19 protein-coding genes and 3 tRNA genes are annotated in these 21,680 nt (G+C 35.3%); 17 read left to right on the top strand and 5 right to left on the bottom strand.

The window, feature by feature from the left end:
- Positions 1–61: 61 nt before the first annotated feature.
- Positions 62–286, bottom strand: a complete 225-nt coding sequence (locus tag EG344_RS07035; protein WP_123908865.1) for a bacteriocin-like protein — start codon at positions 284–286, stop codon at positions 62–64.
- 128 nt (positions 287–414) lie between these two features.
- On the opposite strand from EG344_RS07035, the gene EG344_RS07030 reads away from it, so the two are divergent.
- Together EG344_RS07030 and EG344_RS07025 are read left to right on the top strand one after the other, a co-directional pair.
- Complete coding sequence (locus EG344_RS07030) at positions 415–888, top strand: hypothetical protein (RefSeq protein ID WP_123908864.1); 474 nt, start codon at positions 415–417, stop codon at positions 886–888.
- Positions 889–900: 12 nt separating this feature from the next.
- Complete coding sequence (locus EG344_RS07025) at positions 901–1,089, top strand: DUF6496 domain-containing protein (protein WP_123908863.1); 189 nt, start codon at positions 901–903, stop codon at positions 1,087–1,089.
- A gap of 64 nt (positions 1,090–1,153) precedes the next feature.
- Here the strand turns inward: EG344_RS07025 and glgP are convergent, their stop codons facing one another.
- Complete coding sequence (glgP, locus tag EG344_RS07020) at positions 1,154–2,809, bottom strand: alpha-glucan family phosphorylase (RefSeq protein ID WP_123908862.1); 1,656 nt, start codon at positions 2,807–2,809, stop codon at positions 1,154–1,156.
- 204 nt (positions 2,810–3,013) lie between these two features.
- Here glgP and EG344_RS07015 point away from each other — a divergent pair, with 204 nt between their 5' ends.
- From EG344_RS07015 to EG344_RS06995, 5 genes are all read left to right on the top strand, one after another.
- On the top strand, positions 3,014–3,811 hold the full coding sequence (locus EG344_RS07015) for a hypothetical protein (RefSeq protein ID WP_123908861.1): 798 nt from the start codon (positions 3,014–3,016) through the stop codon (positions 3,809–3,811).
- 159 nt (positions 3,812–3,970) lie between these two features.
- Positions 3,971–6,073: a T9SS type B sorting domain-containing protein gene (locus EG344_RS07010; RefSeq protein WP_123908860.1), complete on the top strand. Its 2,103-nt coding sequence runs from the start codon at positions 3,971–3,973 to the stop codon at positions 6,071–6,073.
- Between the two features lie 94 nt (positions 6,074–6,167).
- Positions 6,168–6,758 (top strand): DUF1572 family protein, encoded by a 591-nt coding sequence (locus EG344_RS07005; protein WP_123908859.1) that lies wholly within the window; start codon positions 6,168–6,170, stop codon positions 6,756–6,758.
- A gap of 66 nt (positions 6,759–6,824) precedes the next feature.
- Positions 6,825–8,171 (top strand): tRNA (N(6)-L-threonylcarbamoyladenosine(37)-C(2))-methylthiotransferase MtaB, encoded by a 1,347-nt coding sequence (mtaB, locus tag EG344_RS07000; RefSeq protein ID WP_123908858.1) that lies wholly within the window; start codon positions 6,825–6,827, stop codon positions 8,169–8,171.
- A gap of 53 nt (positions 8,172–8,224) precedes the next feature.
- Positions 8,225–9,742: an FMN-binding glutamate synthase family protein gene (locus EG344_RS06995; protein WP_123908857.1), complete on the top strand. Its 1,518-nt coding sequence runs from the start codon at positions 8,225–8,227 to the stop codon at positions 9,740–9,742.
- Between the two features lie 178 nt (positions 9,743–9,920).
- Here EG344_RS06995 and EG344_RS06990 read toward each other — a convergent pair whose 3' ends face one another.
- Positions 9,921–10,655, bottom strand: coding sequence for a hypothetical protein (locus tag EG344_RS06990; protein WP_123908856.1), 735 nt, complete (start codon positions 10,653–10,655; stop codon positions 9,921–9,923).
- A 55-nt stretch (positions 10,656–10,710) separates the two neighbouring features.
- Here EG344_RS06990 and EG344_RS06985 point away from each other — a divergent pair, with 55 nt between their 5' ends.
- On the top strand, positions 10,711–11,148 hold the full coding sequence (locus EG344_RS06985) for an RNA-binding S4 domain-containing protein (protein WP_123908855.1): 438 nt from the start codon (positions 10,711–10,713) through the stop codon (positions 11,146–11,148).
- A gap of 11 nt (positions 11,149–11,159) precedes the next feature.
- Here the strand turns inward: EG344_RS06985 and EG344_RS06980 are convergent, their stop codons facing one another.
- A complete protein-coding gene (locus tag EG344_RS06980) occupies positions 11,160–11,675 on the bottom strand; it encodes a shikimate kinase (RefSeq protein ID WP_123908854.1) in 516 nt (171 codons plus the stop codon).
- Between the two features lie 115 nt (positions 11,676–11,790).
- Between EG344_RS06980 and EG344_RS06975 the strand changes: the two genes are divergently transcribed.
- The 3 genes from EG344_RS06975 (at position 11,791) to EG344_RS06965 (ending at position 12,112) form a co-directional block, all read left to right on the top strand.
- Positions 11,791–11,863 (top strand) — tRNA-Lys (locus tag EG344_RS06975).
- Positions 11,864–11,898: 35 nt separating this feature from the next.
- Positions 11,899–11,981 (top strand) — tRNA-Leu (locus tag EG344_RS06970).
- Positions 11,982–12,039: 58 nt separating this feature from the next.
- A tRNA-Lys gene (locus EG344_RS06965) sits at positions 12,040–12,112 on the top strand.
- 300 nt (positions 12,113–12,412) lie between these two features.
- On the opposite strand, the gene panC is transcribed toward EG344_RS06965, so the two are convergent.
- Complete coding sequence (gene panC, locus EG344_RS06960; RefSeq protein WP_123908853.1) at positions 12,413–13,261, bottom strand: pantoate--beta-alanine ligase; 849 nt, start codon at positions 13,259–13,261, stop codon at positions 12,413–12,415.
- Positions 13,262–13,432: 171 nt separating this feature from the next.
- Between panC and EG344_RS06955 the strand changes: the two genes are divergently transcribed.
- The 6 genes from EG344_RS06955 (at position 13,433) to EG344_RS06930 (ending at position 21,664) form a co-directional block, all read left to right on the top strand.
- Positions 13,433–14,203, top strand: coding sequence for a glycogen/starch synthase (locus EG344_RS06955; protein ID WP_089738608.1), 771 nt, complete (start codon positions 13,433–13,435; stop codon positions 14,201–14,203).
- A gap of 15 nt (positions 14,204–14,218) precedes the next feature.
- Entirely contained in the window at positions 14,219–15,853 is a 1,635-nt protein-coding gene (locus tag EG344_RS06950) for a DUF4270 family protein (protein WP_123908852.1), read from the top strand.
- A gap of 28 nt (positions 15,854–15,881) precedes the next feature.
- Positions 15,882–17,735 carry a glutamine--fructose-6-phosphate transaminase (isomerizing) gene (gene glmS / locus EG344_RS06945; RefSeq protein ID WP_123908851.1) on the top strand — a complete coding sequence of 618 codons (1,854 nt, stop codon included), beginning with the start codon at positions 15,882–15,884 and terminating at the stop codon, positions 17,733–17,735.
- A gap of 108 nt (positions 17,736–17,843) precedes the next feature.
- A complete protein-coding gene (gene gldK / locus EG344_RS06940) occupies positions 17,844–19,265 on the top strand; it encodes a gliding motility lipoprotein GldK (RefSeq protein WP_123859180.1) in 1,422 nt (473 codons plus the stop codon).
- A 60-nt stretch (positions 19,266–19,325) separates the two neighbouring features.
- Entirely contained in the window at positions 19,326–20,018 is a 693-nt protein-coding gene (gldL, locus tag EG344_RS06935) for a gliding motility protein GldL (RefSeq protein WP_065396532.1), read from the top strand.
- A gap of 53 nt (positions 20,019–20,071) precedes the next feature.
- On the top strand, positions 20,072–21,664 hold the full coding sequence (locus EG344_RS06930) for a GldM family protein (protein WP_123908850.1): 1,593 nt from the start codon (positions 20,072–20,074) through the stop codon (positions 21,662–21,664).
- The last annotated feature ends 16 nt before the right edge of the window (positions 21,665–21,680 follow it).

The following is a 21,680-nucleotide window of genomic DNA, read 5'->3' as shown; positions in this document are numbered from 1 at the left end:
GAATCTTACTTACATAACCATATAAAACAAAAATCAGGATACTATGCCCTGATCTTTTATTCTAATTTGCAACATGAATAGTGCCCGGGTCTCCATTGTCCGGTGGGTAATATCCTTCAGGAGCGCAGGTTGGGTAAGGAGAATTACATGGTATTTCTTCCAATCCTCCGATCCACCAGATTCTGAGCTTACACGTTTGCCCGTCTACACATCTTTTCATTCCTGGTAAAACACCACCTTGTACTTCTTTTAACTGTTGTCTTGAAACTTTTTTTAAATTTTTCATGGTAAATATTTTTGATTGAAAATCTAAGGTAATTAAAAAAAATATCTGATGGTGAAATTTTAAAAAAAATAGAATTTGGCAGAAAAATTGAATATATATAATCACCAATCAATCAAAAAAGAGTAATTATGGAAACGAATGCATACAACCAGAAACTCAACCGATATGTATTGAACGACAGAATTGTTTATACAGGTTTTTCTAGTTTTAATGATGCACAGGAATGTGCCGATAAAAAAGGTGGAATATTAGTGGAAGTAGGGTTTAAAGATGGCAATGATAACCCCGAAATTACAGATGAAGCCGGTTTGATAGAAAAAAAGATTCATTACTATGTGTATGCAGGCGATGAGTATAAATTTATCCATTCATCTGATCCCGGATTTAGGAAATATGCGGAAGAGTTACAGAAAATTAAGGCGAGAAATGATAAAACAAGCCCAGATGAAAGGTACTTTGCCAATTTTGAAATTGAAAATATAGAAGACCCGATCATTGTAATCAAAAATGATCAGTTTCAGTCCGTAACTTCAAGAGAACGTTCAAAGTATTTGAAACATGCCAGAGTTTATGAACTAGGGGTATCCCTGCCAAAATCTTAAAAAAATCATATTATGAGCAAGACTAAATATTCAGATAAAGCTCAGGACAAAGTAGGAAAAGTAATGCATGAATTCAAGGAGGGAAAGTTGAAATCTTCTTCCGGAGAAAAAGTAACAAACAGAAAACAAGCTGTAGCTATTGGTATTTCTGAAGCGAGAGAAAAAGGCCTGAAAGTGCCACCCAAAAAGAAAAGTAAATAATTTAAAATACAGATGCCCGGAAATTTTCCGGGCATCTTTTTATGATAGATAAAGATTAATTTTTTTATTGATAAAGTACTCTATAATATTCATCTGCCATTCTATCGCTATTGAACTGACCTTTTACATCATTCATGGCATTGTGCTGGATTTTTCTCCATTGGTCCGGACGATCGTAATACATAGGAAGAATTTCGTTTTCAAGAATCTCATATAATTTGTTTAAATCATAATTATCCTGTTCATAGATGCTCATATTCAGATAATCTGCTTTAGGAACAACGAAAGAGTTTTCTCCGTGTTGAGCAAATTCCGGGATCCAGCCATCGTCTGTGGATAAATTGACAGATCCGTTCATAGCAGCTGTCATTCCTGAAGTTCCGGATGCTTCTCTTGGAACTCTTGGGTTGTTGAGCCAAAGGTCGGAACCTTGTTTTAGTGATTTACTTAAAGAAAGCTCATATCCGGTAAGAACGGCCATACTTTTGTGATTCTTACTTTCTTCAACCAAAGTATTGAAGGTAGAAATTGCTGAATAATCCATTGGGTAAGGTTTTCCTGCCCAGATGATCTGTACCGGATATTTCGGATTGTTCAGAAGTCTGTAAAATCTTTCTTTATCATGTAAAAGCAGTTCTGCACGTTTGTAACCTGCAAATCTTCTTGCCCATACAATGGTAAAAACATTCGGATTGAATAGGTTTCCGGTTTGGTCTGCCACTATGCTGAACAGTTTCTTTTTTAAATGCTTTTTACGGTAATCGAAAACGGTATCATCATTTTCATCTTTCGCATTATAAAGAGGCTTATCTGCCCAATATTTGAATTCCTGTGCGTTGGTAATAGAAGTAATTTCACAGATGCCGGGATATTTATTCCACATGGCACGGGAAACGACTCCGTGAAGCTGAGAAACCCCATTAGCCATTCTTGCCATTTTCAAAGCACAAAGAGAATGATTGAAACGTTCATCATCCATACCTTCAATGGCTTTTACTTCTTCCATGCTATAGCCGGAGAAATAAGTCATATCATAACATAATTTTAAATTATGCTTTTCATTTCCTGCCTCTTCCGGGGTATGCGTGGTGAAAACCAGTTTTTCTCTGACCTTATTCAGATCACCATTGTATTTTCTTAATAAATAAAATGCCGCCGGAAGCCCGTGAGCTTCATTTAAATGGTAAACATCCCTTTCGATGTTCAGTTCATCCAGTAATTTAGCTCCTCCTTTTCCAAGTAAGATATATTGAGCCAGTTTGGTTGATTCATTAGCATCATAAAGTTTGTGACAGATTGTTTTGGAAACATGATCGTTTTCAGGGACATCTGTAGAAAGGAAAAACATGGGTGCCGTATTGAAAATTTCAGGATCAAGATACCATACTTTTACCCAAACAGGAGCACTGTGAATCTCAATTTGAAATTTTATTCCCGTATCCTCAAGAAAACTATACATTTTTCTGGTCCATACAGGCTGAAGAGTCTGATCATGGTTTCTCGCCTGGTCATAATACCCGAATTTCCAAAGAATACCAATTCCGATAAGATCCTGCTTCAGGTTATAAGCACTTCTCATGTGAGATCCTGCTAGAAAACCAAGTCCTCCGGAGTATATTTTCAAGACCTGCTCAAGGGCAAATTCCATTGAGAAATAGGCGGTTTTTTTTGAATATTGGGGATTGATGCTGTAGGGTATTTTAAAATTCCTAAAATCCATAGAATTGCTGGTTTGTGTTTGAAAAGGCAAAGGTATTAATAATGAAAATAAACTCTATATTAATTAATGGATAAATTAATTTTAAAAATAAGCATTGAATAGTTTTTTTACTTACCTTTAAGAGTGTAAATTTTTGATAATCAAAAACTTTTAATGGTGAAAGCCAATGGTAGCATGTGTTTAATTAAATAAAAAAAATCACACATGAAAAAGACGTTTTCTGATGAAGATCTGATTAAGAATCTGAGTTTATATTACCTGAACCGGCATTTGAAAAAAAAGCCCATAGAAAAGTATCACCGTACCATAGATGAATCTCCGCTTCATGACCGTGAAAAATATCGAAAAAAGTCAGAAATTCTTCTACTCAATTCTTTTATGCATCATTTTCCTGATGTGAAATTTGAAAATCTTACCTGCGAGAGCCCGGACTTTATCGCAAAACTAAACGACAAAAAAATCGGAATAGAACTGACTGAAGTTATCAATCATCTGGAAATGAAAAAGGTAGAGAGTACTTTGAATAAAATGTTCCGTCAGGCAGAAATATTATTAGAACAGGAAGACACTACGAAATATCGTGGTGTTTATTTTTTAGAATTCTACCCCAATATAAAGTTTGATAACCTTGAAGAGCAGGAAGAGAATATTATTAATATCTACAAAAGCATCAAAAAAAATAAAGGAATAGGTTGTGTGAAAAGCATAAGGAAATCTTTTCATCGAAGAAATGTTTTCATTACGCACGAGTATAGTATGAATCTTTTTGATGAACTCTGCTCAGATAAAATTCTGGAGCTCATTGAAAAAAAGAATGAAAAATTTCCATATTATGATACTTCAGTGGATGAATGCTGGCTGGTTATTGTTTCCGATATGAATTCTATTGCTTCAAGATATACATTTATTCAGGATAAAGACCATCTGAAAGAAGTGAAAAGTCCTTTCCATAAAATTTTTCATCTGGAAAATCTCTGCGGAAATATTACGAGTATAAAATAAGAAGTATGAATATTGACTTTTTAATTAATTAATGTATTTGTTTTAAATATCATAAAAAATATTGTCTTTTGTTATTTGTAATTAAATTATAGGTATATTTGGTATAAGTTGGATATTGGTCTGACTCAAAATGACTTAACCATAAAAACAAATATATCTATGAGGAAAATTTTACTATTTGCTTTTTTATACATTTCCCATTTTTTATACTCCCAGGCAGATTGTGCTACCGCGCTGGCTGTTTGTGGAAATTCTAATATTACTTATAGCCCTACCGGATATGGTAGTATCAAAGAAATGGTAAATTCGGGGACTTGTATAGATGCGTCAGGTGAACATAATTCAATCTGGTATAAAATTACGATTGCCACAGGAGGTACTCTTACCTTTAACCTGGTTCCTAATAATCAGGATGCTGATTATGACTGGGCTATTTTCGGACCCAATGTGAATTGCGGAAGTCTGGGAGCTGCCATACGTTGTAATGCTGCCACAGTTGTAGGAGTAGGAGCCGCTACCGGATTAAATATGACCAGCACGATTACAAATGCGATAGGAGGATCAACAACTCCCTATTGCCGATATTTGGACGTGTTACCTGGAGAATCGTATTACTTGTTTATTGATAACTGGGTAAGCAGTACGAGTAGTACAACTGCTCCTTTCTCTTTAACATGGGGTGGAACGGCCACGTTGGCCTCTCCATTTACCGATCCTACTCTTCAGCCTAATCCTTTTATTCCACCGGGCATTCCATCTGCTAATCCGGCAAACCCAAGAGAAGTTATCATTTGTGGAAATCCTGTTACATTTGATTTTACAACCTTATCAGCAGGGATTATTAATGGAAATCCTGGTTTTAGCGTAAGTTATCACACCAGTGCTAATGATGCATTAACAGTAAATAATCCCATTACAACTCCTTTAACAGTAAATACTACAACGGTTTATTATTATAGTATAAGCTATACAGATCCAACCAACCCAAACAGCCCTCTCAATAAATGTAAGCAGACAGGAACATTTAAATTTAAGGATGGATCTATTACAGTAAAAAATGCAACATTAATAGGGTGTAATAACAATAATGCAGGGACAGCTCTTTTTGATCTGACAACAGCTGATGTCACAGCAGCACCTAATGTTTTTAAAAAATACTATAACAGCATGTTTGATCTTAATGCCGGAACTAACGAGATCATCAATCCCAATGCATTTATCTCTGCTGAAGGAACAGTGTATGTAAAAGTGACTTCTGAGTATGGATGCAGTGCCATTGCAGAGATTACATTAAAATTCCATCCTGTAGTTGTTGTCAACGAAGCGACACTTACCACTTGTTTTATAGAATCCAATCCAAGTACTGGATCTTTTAATCTTGCGGATGCTTTTGTTACCAACCCAAGCAATACGGATAAAAAGTACTACCCATCTGAAGCTGATGCTATTCATCAGACTAATGAAATTTTGACCCCTACGAACTATATTGCACCCAATGGAGTGGTGTATATAAGAGTGGCCAATAACAGAGGTTGTTACGCTATTGTTAAAGTGACTTTAGTAGTGATTCCTCCGAAATATTCTGATGTACTTAAAGATAAAACTATATGTATAGAAAGTAAAACCATTTTAGACGCAGGGCCGGGGTTCAAAAGTTATCTGTGGAGTACCGGAGAAACTACTCGAACAGTTAATGTAGGAGTTGGAGTATATTGGGTAAAACTTAAAACCGGAGATTGCTATACCACCCAAACTGTAAAGGTAATACCGTCTGAACAGCCTGTGATTTCCAATATTGAGATAGGCAGTAATACGATAACAGTATCTGTAATAGGAGGTACACCGTCTTATCAATATTCGCTGGACAATATTATCTGGCAGGATTCTAATATGTTCACTAACCTTTCAAGAGGGATATACAAGATTTTTGTAAAAGATGATTATAATTGTACCCCTATAGAAGTTGAAATTGTTGTTCCAAACCTAGTGAATGTGATCACTCCAAATGCTGACGGAGTGAATGATGTAATTGATTATTCAGCATTATCAGGTAAACAGAATCTTGTAATTAATATTTTTGACAGATACGGAACCAAGATCCATCAGGCTGATAAACTTAACAGCTATAAATGGGACGGAACAGTAAGTGGAAGAAGGGTTCCTACTGGTACCTATTGGTATTCTGTACTGTGGAATGAGAATAATAAAAAAAATACTCCTGTTAAATTTACAGGTTGGGTATTAGTAAAAAACCGGGAATAGTGATATACCATAAATAAAATACATAGATAAAACCACTTCTACTGAGGTGGTTTTTCTATTTGATTTTTTTACTTTAGTTACTAAAATAGAAAGCATGAAAGACCTCTTTATAAAACGCTTTGAATACTATAAATCCCTGGGTGATAAATCATTCGAGCAACTATCAGATGAACAGATTTTTTGGCAGTATAATGAAGAAAGTAACTCCATTGCAGTCATTGTCCATCATCTTGCAGGAAATATGTTGTCAAGATGGACTAATTTTCTTACTGAAGATGGTGAAAAATCCTGGCGTCACCGAGATGAAGAATTTGTGAATACTTTTAAAACCAAAGATGAGGTTCTTGCATTTTGGGAAAGAGGCTGGAAATGTTTTTTTGACGCCTTAGGTCAAATCAATGATGAAAATTTTTATGATACGATTTATATAAGAGGAGAAGGGCATTCGGTTATTGATGCTGTTTTCAGACAACTGGCTCATTATCCATATCATATCGGGCAGATTGTTTATATTGCTAAAATGATTAAAAATGAAGATTGGAATACACTTTCTATTGCCAGAAACAAATCGCAAGAGTTTAATACAGAAATGAAAAACAAATTTTCTGCAGAAGAATCTGATGCCAATTCATCGCCTGTCTGCTTTCAAAACAGCCCGGAAGTAAGACAAGAATATAAACAATAGACTGAATCAATCTTGGATTATTATTAAAATTACTATCTTTGCACCCATAAAATTCAGAAGTAACACATGTCTGCTTTTCAAAGAACTGCCGCGTATCATACACTTGGCTGCAAATTAAATTTTGCAGAAACATCTACTATTGCCCGTCAATTAACAGATGCAGGTTATGATAAGGTGAACTTTGATGAGAAGGCAAACATTTACGTAATCAATACATGTTCAGTCACAGAAAACGCTGACCGTGAATGTAAGCTTCATGTAAAAAGAGCAATGAAAGCCAATCCTGATGGACTGGTGGTTATTGTTGGATGTTATGCACAGCTGAAACCTGAAGAAATTTCACAAATTGAAGGTGTAGACCTTGTGTTAGGAGCTAAAGAAAAATTCAATATTCTAAGCTACCTTGATGATTTAGAAAAATCAGACAACGAGGGTATCGTTCATTCATGCGAGATTGAGGAAACGGATTTCTTTATCGGAAGTTATTCTATTGGAGACAGAACAAGAGCATTCCTGAAAGTTCAAGACGGATGTGATTACAAATGTACTTATTGTACGATTCCATTAGCAAGAGGGATTTCTCGCTCAGATACCATCGATAATGTTCTTAAAAATGCTACAGAAATTGCAGCAAAAGACATCAAGGAAATCGTTCTTACCGGAGTCAATATCGGTGATTATGGTAAAGGTGAGTTTGGAAACAAACGACATGAACATACTTTTTTGGATCTTATTTCAGAATTGGATAAGGTGGAAGGAATTGAAAGAATCCGTATTTCCTCCATTGAACCTAATCTTTTAAAGGATGAAAGTATTGAACTGGTTTCTAAAAGCAGAAGCTTTGTTCCACATTTTCATATTCCGTTACAATCCGGATGCGATGATTTATTGAAAAAAATGAAACGTCGTTATTTGACTAAGCTGTACAATGACAGAGTAAACAAAATCCGTGAGGTAATGCCTGACGCTGCTATCGGCGTGGACGTTATTGTTGGATTCCCTGGAGAAACGGAAGAGAAGTTTATGGAAACTTATAATTTTCTTAATGAACTTCCTATCACGTACCTTCATGTATTTACTTATTCTGAAAGAGAGAATACTGAAGCCGCTGCTATGGATGGAGTCGTTCAGATCGCAGAAAGGAAAAAACGTAATAAAATGCTTAGAATTCTTTCTGAAAAGAAAAAAATGGCATTTTATCAGACTCAACTTGGAAAAACGCTTCCTGTACTTTGGGAGCACGAAAATAAAGACGGGAAAATGTTTGGCTTCACAGAAAACTATGTGAGAGTTCAGAAAGACTTTGACCCTGCCTTCGTCAATCAAATCGAATTTCTAAATTTAGAAAAAATCCTGTCAGATGGCACAGTTTCTGTGCAATCTTCCTACCAAAATTTTTTAGCAAAAGCATAGGCTCTTTGCAAAATTTCCACTAAATTTATTTTTAAACTTTAAATACTACATTCATGAGAGATAAGTTTTTATCTTGGGGAATTGTATTAGTAGCTGCTACCTGGATTGTAGCACTGCTGATAAAAGCGCATTACTGGATACCGACGCTGTTATCCGCTATTTATGCATTGGGAGTTTACAATGCTTACCAATCGAAACATGCTATTTTGAGGAACTTCCCGGTACTGGGGTACTTCAGGTATTTTTTCGAAAGTATTTCACCCGAAATGCAGCAATATTTCATTGAAAGGGAGACAGATGGGAAACCGTTCCCAAGAAATCAACGTTCTGCCGTATACAGACGTGCTAAAAATCTTAGTGATACTGTAGCTTTCGGAACTCAGTTAGAAGTAAATCATAGAAAATATGAGGGAATTAAGCATTCTATTTATGCAAAATCTCCATCAGAAGAACTTCCGAGAGTTTGGGTAGGAGGAGAGCAGTGTACACAGCCTTACCATGCTTCTTTATTTAACATCTCTGCAATGAGTTTTGGTGCATTGAGTGACAGGGCACAGATTTCATTAAACAGAGGAGCTAAAAAAGGAAATTTCTTTCATAATACAGGAGAAGGAGGGGTTTCTCCTCACCACCTGGAAGGAGGAGATTTATGCTGGCAGATCGGTACAGGATATTTTGGATGTCGCGATGAAGAAGGGAAATTTAATCCTGAATTATTTAAAAAATATGCAACGCTTCCTAATGTTAAAATGATTGAGATTAAATTATCACAAGGAGCAAAACCAGGACACGGAGGAGTACTTCCGGGGGTGAAGAATACCCCGGAAATTGCAGCTATTCGTCATGTAAAGCCAGGAATGACCATAATTTCTCCACCATCACACACTGCATTTTCAAATGCTGCCGGATTGTTGAAATTTGTACAGGAATTAAGAGAACTTTCAGGAGGGAAGCCTATTGGATTTAAACTTTGTATTGGTGATACTAAAGAATTTGAAGATATCTGTGTACAAATGAATGTATTGAAGATCTATCCTGATTTTATAACGATTGATGGAGCAGAAGGGGGAACAGGTGCCGCACCACCTGAATTCTCAGACGGAGTGGGAATGCCGTTAGAGCCTGCTTTGATCTTTGTCAACAGAACCCTTAATAATTATAACCTGAGAAATAAGCTGAGAGTAATAGCCAGTGGTAAAGTACTTACAAGTTTAGATATCTTAAGAGCGGTAGCGATGGGAGCGGATATGTGTAATAATGCAAGAGGATTTATGTTCTCGCTGGGATGTATCCAGGCCTTAAGATGTAATTCCAATAATTGTCCGACAGGAGTGGCTACACAAGATAAAATGCTTATTAAAGGGCTTGACGTTACAGATAAGGCAGAAAGAGTATATCATTTCCATAAAAATACCCTTCATACTTGCAATGAGCTGATTGCAGCAGCAGGAAGAAGTTCTTATGAAGAAGTAGACGCTACGATGTTTATGAGAGGAGATGAATTTGACCACCTTGCAGATCTTTATTTCCCTGATATTTTAGGAAATGTAAAGCAGAAAGCGAGATCTTAATTTAATCAGATGGCTGTAAAGACAGCCTTAATAAATAAAAAAACAGATTAGAATATACCTCTAATCTGTTTTTTTATATCTGTTAAACTTGATAAATGTTTTGTCCTATTCTTGAAAAAACATAATGCTTTAGTTTAATAATGATAATAAAAAACCGTCTCTTATAGACGGCTTGTTTTTATTTATCATCGGTAGGTCTTGTCTCAGTTCCGTAGATCTGGAAATTGAAAACAAATGATTTGTTTCTATAATTGTACCCACCATAAGGATAGTAAGCATTTCGAGCAAAAGCAGCTCTTGAAGGTACAATAATTACCCCTTGAAGGTTGTAAGGTGTTTCATTTGGTAAATCTTTAAAAGCGGTAAACTTCTGTAATGCTTCTCTGAAACCAGGTATTTCAAAATAGTCTCTTTCTCTACCATTGTTCACTCTTGTACTTTTCTTTGCATAATAATAAGCTGGGTCAACCACTGGAATTGTGCTATCATCAATAGTGTTTAAAAATGGACTCTTAGCAGAAAATACAGGAGTTCCATTGTTATCAATAGCCAGATAAGCATCAGCTCTACCCATTATTTTAATGATATCATCAGTACCAATTACTTTACCGTTGCCTGGGGCAGGTTGTGCTCCATTTCTCATGATATAAATTGTTCCTGAAGGAAGCTTTTCAACCTTCAATTGTGATAATTTCTTCTCATTATCATCAGAAGTATCAGTGGCACTGAAAGCTTTTATATTCCCTTGTGCATCCAGATAATTTTCATCCAGGAATTTTGTAATAGCTTGATCGTCATATGTGTTCTGTACATTAATATCTGCGGGTTCCTGGTAAGTATTTACTTCATCATCTTTTTTACATGCGGAAAAACATAAAGATCCGGCAAGGATATATAAAAATATTTTTTTCATTTCAAAAAACTTTAATTACTTTACAAATAATATAACGGCAAAAGTATAAAAAAATATGAGAATAGATAAATTTTTATGGAGCATTCGTTTTTATAAGACGAGAAGTATTGCAGCTGAGGAGATTAAAAAGAATAGAGTTTCTATAGGAACGTCTGCCGTAAAATCATCTAAGGAGGTAAAAGAGGGAGATGTTATTAAGATTCGTAAGAACCAGATTGATTATAAAATAAAGGTATTACAGATTCCTAAAAGCAGAATAGGAGCTAAATTAGTTCCCCTTCATATACAGGATGTTACTGATAAAGAACAATACGAATTGTTGAAACTGCGTAAAATGTCCCAGGATTATTACAGAAACAAAGGAGAGGGAAGACCTACCAAAAAAGACAGAAGGGATATGGATGATTATGTAGGCAATGATATTGATGCTGATTTTACTGATTGGGATGATTTCTTCGGAGAAACTGGTAATGAAACCGAAGATGAAGATTAAAATAAAAAGCTCTAGTGATAGAGCTTTTTTATTATCTCGTTGACAATGTCTTCAGGTTCTCTGGCGTCAGTGCCAACCGTGAACTGGGCCTTACTGTAAAATTGATTTCTTTCAAATAAATGCTTGGCAATAAATTCCGGGAGGTCTTCATCAGAGATGTTGGCAATTAACGGCCTTTTTTCCTTTTGTTTAGAAAGTCTTTCAACCAATGTTCCTACAGAGGTTCTTAAAAAAACGCTTTTAGAATTATGATTAATGATTTCCATATTATTATAATAAACAGGAGTTCCGCCTCCAAGACTTAATATTACATTCTCTTCAGAAGCTAATATTTCTTCAAGGGCCTCTCTTTCTAGTTTTCTAAAGTAAATTTCTCCTTTTTTCTCAAAAATCTCAGGAATGGTTAATTTATTTCTTCTGTAAATCTCTTTATCAAGATCAATGAGTTTGAAATCTATTTTATCGCTTAATATTTTGGAAATGTGGGATTTGCCACTTCCCATATAACCAATTAGTGAAATTATCATGAATTTTTTTTTAACAAATTTGCGAAAAAGTTTTGAGATAAAGAAAAAAGTCATATCTTTGCACCACTTAAAACAAGGGACATTACTTAAATGAAAACTTGTTTATGAAGTGGCCGACTCGGTAGCTCAGCTGGTAGAGCAATACACTTTTAATGTATGGGTCCTGGGTTCGAATCCCAGCCGGGTCACTAGCAATAAATATTACAAATCTTGTAATTTTATTGCCTGCGTGGTGAAATTGGTAGACACGCCATCTTGAGGGGGTGGTTTCCTAAGGATGTGCTGGTTCGAGTCCAGTCGCAGGCACTGCAAAGAAAATTTTATAATTAAGAATATTTATCTATATTTATTCTTGATTGTGGCCGACTCGGTAGCTCAGCTGGTAGAGCAATACACTTTTAATGTATGGGTCCTGGGTTCGAATCCCAGCCGGGTCACAAGTTTACTGAAAAGTAAATTTTTTTCATATTAATATTTTGTGATTTGGTGTTTCAAAGGCTTCCTTCCGGAGGCCTTTGATTTTTTGCATTTAACTGAAGGATAAAATAGTTAATAATAAAGGAGATGTAATATCTAAAACGGATACAGACATGGGCTATATTTCTTTGATGATATGATGGTATTTTTATGTTTAAAATCCTAAAGAAAAATATGCTTTGGAGATAACTCAAAAGAAAAACTCTGACCAGATATGATCAGAGCTATGTTTTACTAGGAAAAGCCTTTGGAAGTAAGTATTAATCCAAATGCATATTGTCAATTAATCTCACTCCATCTACAACGACCACAATAAAGGCTCTGAATTTTCTGTCTTTATAGAAAAAATCGGTTTCCTGTAAGGTGTTTTCATCTGCAATAAGGAAGTATTCCAATTGCATTCCTTTTTGATTGTCAAAAATATCGGTTACTCTTTCTTTGATTTCGGGAATACTAACAGTTCTGAACCAGTCATTTACTTTTTTTAAAGTTTCATAAATGATTTTCGAAGCTTCTTTTCGGTCTTCATGAAGTCTTTGGTTTCTTGAACTTAATGCCAGGCCGTTATCCGCTCTATAAATAGAAACACCTTGTATTTTAACGGGTAGGTGTTTTTTATCAACCATTTTCCTGATAATGGCTAATTGTTGGAAATCTTTTTCTCCAAAATAAGCATTGTCAGGCTTTATCTGTCTGAATAATTCCTCTACAACGGTTCCTACACCGTCAAAATGTCCTGGTCTGGATTTTCCTTCCATTTCATTCTCCAATCCATCAAAATCATAGTGTTGACTTTCTGCTTTTTCAGGATAGATATCTGTAACTTCGGGAATGTAAACAGCATCTACAAGCCCGGATTTTTCCAGAATCAGGATATCCCTGTTGATATCTCTTGGGTATTTTTCAAGGTCTTCAGGATTGTTAAATTGAGTTGGATTTACAAAAATTGAAGAAATAACAAGGTCATTCTCCTTTTTTGCTTCTTCATACAGAGAAAGATGTCCCTTGTGCAGAGCTCCCATCGTAGGGGCAAAGCCAATTCTTTTTCCCATTTCCTTCTGTCTTTCAATGAAATCCTGAAGGATTTTTCTGTTTTTTATAACTTCCATAGTTTATTTTAATACTTATTCAAAAATACTAAAAATATCATATAATAAAATGTGTTTTTACCAATTTGCCAAAGGGAATTTTCGTAAAAAAATGTTAATTAAAATAATGTTGGATGTTTTTTTGTAATTTTGCACATTAAAGCATTTTTACAAAAATTAGATAGAAAGTTTATGCCGAATCAAAAAATACTGTATATTACTACAGAGATGTATCCATACCAGGAAGATACAAATATGGCCGCTGTGGTAAACAAAATGGCGCTTAAGATGCACAATGAAGGCAATGATGTAAGAGTTTTTATGCCAAGATTTGGACAAATAAGTGAGAGAAAATTCCAACTTCATGAGGTGATCCGTCTTTCAGGGATGAATATTATTATCAATGACCTGGATCAGCCACTTATCATTAAAGTAGCGTCTCTTCCGGGGGAAAGACTTCAAGTTTACTTTATAGACAATGAAGAATACTTCAAAAGAAAACAATATTATTTCGATGATGAAGGAACCCCTTTCGATGATAATGACGAAAGAGCAATTTTCTTTGCCAGAGGAGTAATTGAAACCATCAAAAAGCTCAATTGGGTACCGGATGTTATTCATTTGAATGGATGGATGTCTTCATTTGTTCCAATTTATCTTAAAACTTACTACGAATCAGATACTTATTTCAAGGATGCAAAGATTGTTCTTTCCTTATACAATGAGAAAGAAGCTGAACTTGATAAAAAGATCGATGAAAAGCTGAAGTTTGATAATATTTCAGGATTAAAAGCGTTAGATAATCCAACGATCAAAAGTTTCGTTATCGAAAGTATGAACTATGTAGATACTGTTGTAAAAGGAGATGAATTCCTGGATGAAGACCTTGATAAGGCTTTCAATGAAACAGCGACTCAAAAGTCGGAGTATCTTGATGTAGATTCTATAAATCAACTTTATTAAAAAAACACATTTTTAATGACTCATACTCTTAAAAGGACTTTCGCCATGCTTCTATTGGCGGTTTTCGGAAGTGCAATTCTTTATAACTGCGAACCGGATCCGGATTCGCTTGGTCAACAACTCTTTGATAAAGATGCTGCAAAAGGTACTGAACTTTCATTGCCTATTATAGCCTATAATATTAATAATAATGACTCTATCAGGAGCGATGCGAACAGACTGCTCGCTACTGGGGGATCTAATGTAGCTGTTCTTGGAGCTTTTAAAGAAGGTCAATTTGGAATGCAGAAAGCTTCTTATATTACTCAATTGAGATTACCTGCTACCTTTGATTTCGGAGATAAACCAGAAGTAGATTCCGTGGTACTGGTGGTAAGAACACCTGCAAATACAGCAGATGATACTTATTATATAGCTGATAAAGTAGTAGCACCTGGTGCTTATGACAAAAATGACTTTCCTGTTGGAAATGAGAAAGTAGCTGTTTCAATAGAGAAGAAAACATACCCGATTTTTAAATATGGTAAAGATGGTGATGCTTTTAAGTCTATGAAAATTAATGTAAATGAAGTTACTTCGTTCTTAGACGCAAGCAAAACAGAGTTTACATATTCTACTGCAAGTGGTGTTACTACAGGTACTTTACTAGGGTCTGGAGTTTTTGACGGAAACGTAAGTACTGTAACGGTTACCAGGAAATCTGATAATGTTAATGTATTTGATGGTAAGTTAGGCTTTAGAATAAACCTGGATAAAACTTTCTTCCAGCAGAAGATTCTTGATCAAAAAGGAAAACCTGTGCTTCAGGATGCTGCAAACTTTACAAGATATTTCAATGGAATCAAGCTTTCAGTGGAAGAAAATGATGGTTATCTTTTCCAGTTTTCTCCTAATGATATGCAGCTTATCATGTATTATAAATATGATAAAACAGAAAATGGTACAGTAACCAGAACACAAGCAAATATTGAATTTGATCTTGGAAATAAAAATGTTCATCTCGGACAATATGCATATGATAGAAGCAATTCTGCTCTTGGAACGGCAATACCTACATTTACAAAAAATGGTGATTCTAGAATTTTCCTTCAGGGAATGGGAGGGCCTTCTATGGGTGTGAAAATTCCGGATGATGTTATTAATGGCCTGAAAGATAAGTTTAAAAATGATAAAGCTGGTATTATAGGAGCTAAAATCAGAGTATATGTAGATATGGATAATACATTTGTTAATGCTCAATCTGTAGCGGCAAACCGTAAGTTTACACTTGTTCCGCTTCCCTATAAACAAGATGGTACAATTGATTATGCAAACCTTGTGTATACAGCAGATATGAATGCCGGATTCCCAATGTATTATTATAATGCGAAGAATGGGGATACTCCTGAGTATTATGAATTTGTAGTCACAAAAACGATTAAAAATATTGTTGAAGGTAAAGACGGTACTACTACGTTGGCAACCAATGATCCTGTATTAATTAACCTAGGAGCATTTGTGAAAAACCCATCTAACAATGGAATACCATATGGAGCAAAATATACCTCCAGAGCTACTGATATGAACAGAGTAGTACTGATAGGAAGTGATCCTAGTAATGATAAAAATAGAGTTAAGCTGGTAGTTACTTATTCAACAGCTAATAAATAAAACACAATAAACACAAGACAAAATAAATATGTGCGGAATAGTAGGATATACAGGTTTTCAGGATGCTTATGAGATCGTAATTAATGGTCTTAGAAGACTGGAATACAGAGGGTATGATAGTGCTGGAATAGTTTTGGAAGGTTCAAACAATAAGTTTGAAGTAGAAAAAACAAAAGGTAAGGTGGAAGATTTGGTGAATATTTCCAAGCAATTAAAAGGAACGGCCAATATTGGTATGGGGCATACTCGTTGGGCTACCCATGGAGTTCCAAGCGACAGAAATTCTCACCCGCATTTGTCAAATAATGGAAAAATAGCTCTAGTACACAATGGTATTATTGAAAATTATGATACCATTAAAACGATGCTTACTGAAAAAGGATTTACTTTCAAATCAGAAACAGATACAGAAGTATTGGTGAATCTTGTTCAGTATTTTATGGACCTTAATCCGGAAATTGATTTCCCGGCAGCTGTGAGATATGCTTTAAATGAAGTGTATGGAGCATATGCTATAACAGTACTTCATGAAGATTATCCTGGAGTGTTGGTTGTAGGAAGATTAGGATCTCCTTTAGCGATCGGACTTGGTGAAAAAGAATATTTCATTGCTTCTGATGCTTCTCCTTTTGTAGAGTTTACAAAAGAAGCTATTTACCTTGAAGAAGGCCACATGGCAACCATTTCATTAGAAAATGGAGTAGATATCAGAACAATTAATGACAACTCTAAGATTGAACCTGAAATCCAAGAACTTAAATTAAGCTTAGAGCAAATTGAAAAAGGCGGATATGAGCATTTCATGTTAAAAGAAATCTTTGAACAGCCTAAGTCTATTCATGATACAATGAGAGGAAGACTTCTTGTTGATGAGGGAGTTATTAAAATGGCTGGAATCTGGGATCATGTAGAAAAGTTCAAAAATGCTAATAGAATAATTATCATTGCTTGTGGAACTTCATGGCATGCAGGTCTTATCGGAGAATACCTTATTGAAGAATATGCAAGAATTCCGGTAGAGGTAGAATATGCTTCAGAATTCAGATACAGAAACCCTATCATTACGGATAAAGATGTTGTCATTGCAATTTCTCAATCTGGAGAAACAGCAGACACAATGGCTGCTTTAAAATTAGCAAAAGAAAAAGGAGCATTTATATATGGTATATGTAATGTAGTAGATTCATCTATTGCAAGAATTACAGATGCTGGTTCTTACACCCATGCAGGTCCTGAAATTGGTGTGGCTTCTACAAAAGCATTTACAGCACAGCTTACTATTCTTACTTTAATTGCATTTAAATTAGGTAAGCACAATGGAAATTTAGGAAATGCTGAGTTTATGAGTTTAATTGCTGAGCTTGATGCTATTCCTAAAAAGATTGAAGAAGTATTAAGTACTACTCATGAGCTGACTCAAAATATTGCAAAAGATTTTGTGAAGGCTACCAACTTCCTTTATTTAGGTAGAGGATACAATTATCCAGCTGCCCTGGAAGGAGCTTTGAAATTAAAAGAAATTTCTTATATCCATGCAGAAGGGTATCCAGCTGCAGAAATGAAGCACGGACCAATCGCTCTGATTGATGAAAATATGCCAATTGTTATTATAGCACCTAAAAAAGGACACTATGATAAAATTGTAAGTAATGTTCAGGAAATCAAAGCAAGAAAAGGAAAAGTTATAGCTGTTGTTAATAAAGGTGACCGTCAGGTTAGCGAAATGGCAGATTACGTTATTGAAATTCCTGAAACCTCAGAATGTTTCTCTCCAATTGTAGCGTCAGTACCGTTACAACTGCTTGCTTATTATATTGCAGTATATAGAGGAGCGAACGTAGATCAGCCGAGAAATTTGGCAAAATCTGTAACTGTGGAATAAAAATTAGTTGTAAATAAAATAAATTTAGATTTCTTCCGTTATTTCAAAAAAAATCTTAAAAGTTTCTTAAAAAAATTATATATTTACGGCTTAATTATAAAAATTAACATGAAAAGGATATTTCTTTTATTATTGTCTGCGTCGGTAGCATCGGTATCTTGTTCAGGTGGTGGCAGCTCTTCTGTAGGGAAGCCAGGAACAAAAGGAGAATTGATACCAAGAGAAAAAACGAAATCATTTGTTGCGGAACGACCATACGGAATGGTTGCAATTCCTGCAGGTTCATTTGTTGCTGGTTTAGCAGACCAGGATCCAACAAATACACCTGAAAAAGCATCATTGAAGACAGTTACTGTTTCTTCTTTCTTCATGGATGAAGCAGAAACTACCAATGCAGAATACAGGGTATTTATCAACTATGTAAGAGATTCTATCGCAAGAACTCTACTCGCTGAAGCTGCCGGAGAAGGTGGTGATGAAGGTGGTCGTAGAGGAGCAAGCATAGGAGATTATGCATACCTTGCTAAAAAAGAAGAAAATTTAACACCTTATCAAGAATATATGGAAGGTCAGGGGGGCCGTGAAGACGGAACCTATGATGCTAGCAAAAGATTAGACTGGAAAATTCCTTTACACTGGAGTACTTCAAAATACCCGGATGTAGAGTACGCAGAAGTTCTGGAATCTATGTATTTGCCTGCTTCTTCAAGAATTGGAAACGAAAGAATTTTAGATGTAAGTAAGTTGAAGTATACGTACCGTTGGGGAGATATGGATGCAGCACTTGCAGATAACGAAAGAGGAGCCAATTACCTGAAAAGCCAAAGTATCGCGATTTATCCCGATACTACGGTTTGGGTAAAAGATTTCCACTTTGCTTACAATGAGCCATTATTTGAACAATATTTCTGGCACAAGGCTTACAAAAACTATCCTGTAGTGGGTGTAACATGGGATCAGGCGAGAGCTTATTGTAACTTCAGATCTAAATTGAAAACTGATTACAACGAAAGTCTAAAAAGAAAAAAACAAAGACCATTGCAGTTCCGTCTTCCAACAGAAATCGAATGGGAATATGCTGCAAGAGGAGGTATGCAAAATGCCACTTACCCTTGGGGAGGTCCATACTTAATGGATGACAGAGGTTGCTATTTAGCTAACTTCAAACCTAAGAGAGGTAACTATATGGAAGACGAGAAAAAAGGTACTTATACATATACAGCTCCAGTTAAGAAATTTAAGAAAAATGGATTTGGGTTATTTGATATGGCTGGAAATGTTTCTGAATGGACAGAATCTGCATATAACAACTCTTCTTATGGATTCTCTTCTACACTAAATCCTTCTACTAAAGATAAAAAGGATACTAAAAAATCTGTAAGAGGTGGATCTTGGAAAGATATAGGATATGCGTTAATGACGGGTGCAAGAGACTGGGAGAGAAAAGATTCAGCAAGAAGCTATATCGGATTTAGAACTGTACAGGACATCCCTGAAGCAGCTGTTAAGCCAAGAAGAGTTAACAGATAATAAACCAAAACAATTATTTTTCAATACAATTTTATTTAACATTAAAAAAACTAACTCAATATGTTTAAGACGAAAGATGCTTGGATGAATTTCTTCTATTCATTCGGTGCTGCAATTGTAATTCTTGGAGCTTGGCTTAAAATTACTCACATAACCCTGGGACCAATTAACGGTAATATAGCACTTACTGTAGGGCTTATTACAGAAGCGATTATCTTTATTATCTTCGCTTTCGACCCTCCAAAAACTGAAGAGTCTTATGCTTGGGAAAATGTTTACCCTGAATTATTAGATAAACATGCGAACCCAAACCCATTACACTCAAATGTAACTACTAGAAATACAGGTAACCAATTCGCAGAATTAGAAAACTCTCTTTCTACTAAATTGGATAAAATGCTTGAAGACGCTAGACTAGATGTTCAATTATTTGAGAGACTAAGAACTGGAATTGACAAGTTTTCAAGTTCTGTAGATCAAATCAACCAAACTGTTGACGTTTCTGCTTCTACTCATAAATATAACGATCAGTTGAACAAGGCTGCTCAGCATATGGAAAGTATGAATGCATTATATGCAATGCAGTTGGAAAGCGGTAAGAAACAAGCAGAATTTGCAACTAAATATGTTTCTGATATGCAGAAATCTGTTGAACATTCTGAAAAATTCAACCAAGAGCTACAAGGTTTAACATCTAATCTTAATAACTTAAATAGAGTTTATGGTGGTATGCTAACTGCTATGAAGTCTTAATTCCTAACCATTTCTGAACTTAAACTATTTAATCAAAAAACAAAGAAAAGAGAATGGCACAAGGAAAACAGACCCCTCGTCAGAAGATGATCAACCTGATGTATCTGGTGTTCATCGCGATGATGGCCCTAAACATTGATGCAGAAATCATCAGATCATATTATGACTCTACAAGAGCATTAAATGAAACCAGAACTTTAACAGAAAGAAAGAACGAAAAGATTTTTGAAAAAACGCTGGAAGCTAAAGCTCAGCAGGTTCCGGATACTTACTCAAAACCTTGGGAAGATTATAAATCTTTGAAAACCAAGATTGATGCGTTAGTAAAACATGCTCAGGATATCAAGGATTTACTGAAAAAACAATCAGAATTTCATGATAAAGATCCTAAAACCGGAAAAGAGATTGACGTAAGTGAAAACTTTGCTGCATTAAATAACAATGAAGCTACTACGGAATATTTCTTTAAAGAAGGAGATGAAAATTCACCTTCTCCTAATGCATTAGAACTAAAACGTAAAATAGATGACGTAAGAGATTACATCAATAAAACTTTTGGTAATAATGATCAACTTAAAGATTTAGTAGATAGAGCCAACAAATCTCTTATTGCGGAATATCCTAAAGGAAAATCTCCGAATGAGAAAACTTGGTTCCAAAATAAATTTTATCATCAGCCACTTATTGCTGCGATATCTAATTTGGAAATTATCCAAAATGATGCCAGAAACGTACAATCTGATGCATTAGCATTAATGCTTCAGGAGAAAGTAGATGCTAGTATCAAGTTTACAAGCTACGAACCAATTGTTTCAGGACCTACAGATATCCAGGCTGGTAAGCAGGCTGAAGTAAAAGTAATGTTAGGTACTTATTCTAATAGTAATAAGATAAGCATTTCTGGGGTTAGTAAGCAAGAAAATGGTAAAGGTATCATTCCTATTTCAGGAGCAGGTATCGGAGAACATAAACTAGCTGGAACGATTACATTAACAGATGCTTCAGGTAAGCCACAATCTTTCCCTTGGACGCATACTTATAATGTAATTGCTGGACCTAGAGAAGTAAAACTTGAAAAAGGATTATTACTTTCTGCTGATAAAATGAACGTAATGTATAGAGGATTAGAAAACCCTGTATCAGGATCTATCCTAGGTGCAGATAATTCTAAACTTTCATTATCAGCTCCGGGAGCTTCTGTAAGAAATACAGGCCCTGGTAAGTGGATTGTAAAACCTTCAACAGGTACTACAGTGAAATTGACATTATCTGGAGTAGATCCTTATGGAAAATCAGTATCTCAGGTATTTGAATATAGAATCAAGAATGTTCCGCCACCGCAAGGTCAGATGAGAGGACAGAATGTATTGTCGATGCCGGCAACTTCTATTCCTAACCAATCTGTACAGGCTGCTATTCCTGACTTCGATTTCCCTGTTTCGTTCAATGTAACACAGTTCATGGTAAGAGTACCTGGTAGAGCAGCACTATTGATTCATGGAAATACATTAGGTGAAGCAGCAGGATTAATAAAGAATCTGAGAGCAGGAGATGTTGTATCTATCTTTGATATTAAAGCAACAGCTCAAGGATTGGAAGGCCAACAGATTAAAAACATTACTCCTATTATTATTAATGTTCAATAGGACTAAAATTGTAATT

Origin of the sequence: Chryseobacterium sp. G0162 (assembly GCF_003815715.1) — a bacterium.
Classification (GTDB): domain Bacteria; phylum Bacteroidota; class Bacteroidia; order Flavobacteriales; family Weeksellaceae; genus Chryseobacterium.
This window is presented reverse-complemented; position numbering and strand designations above follow the sequence as displayed.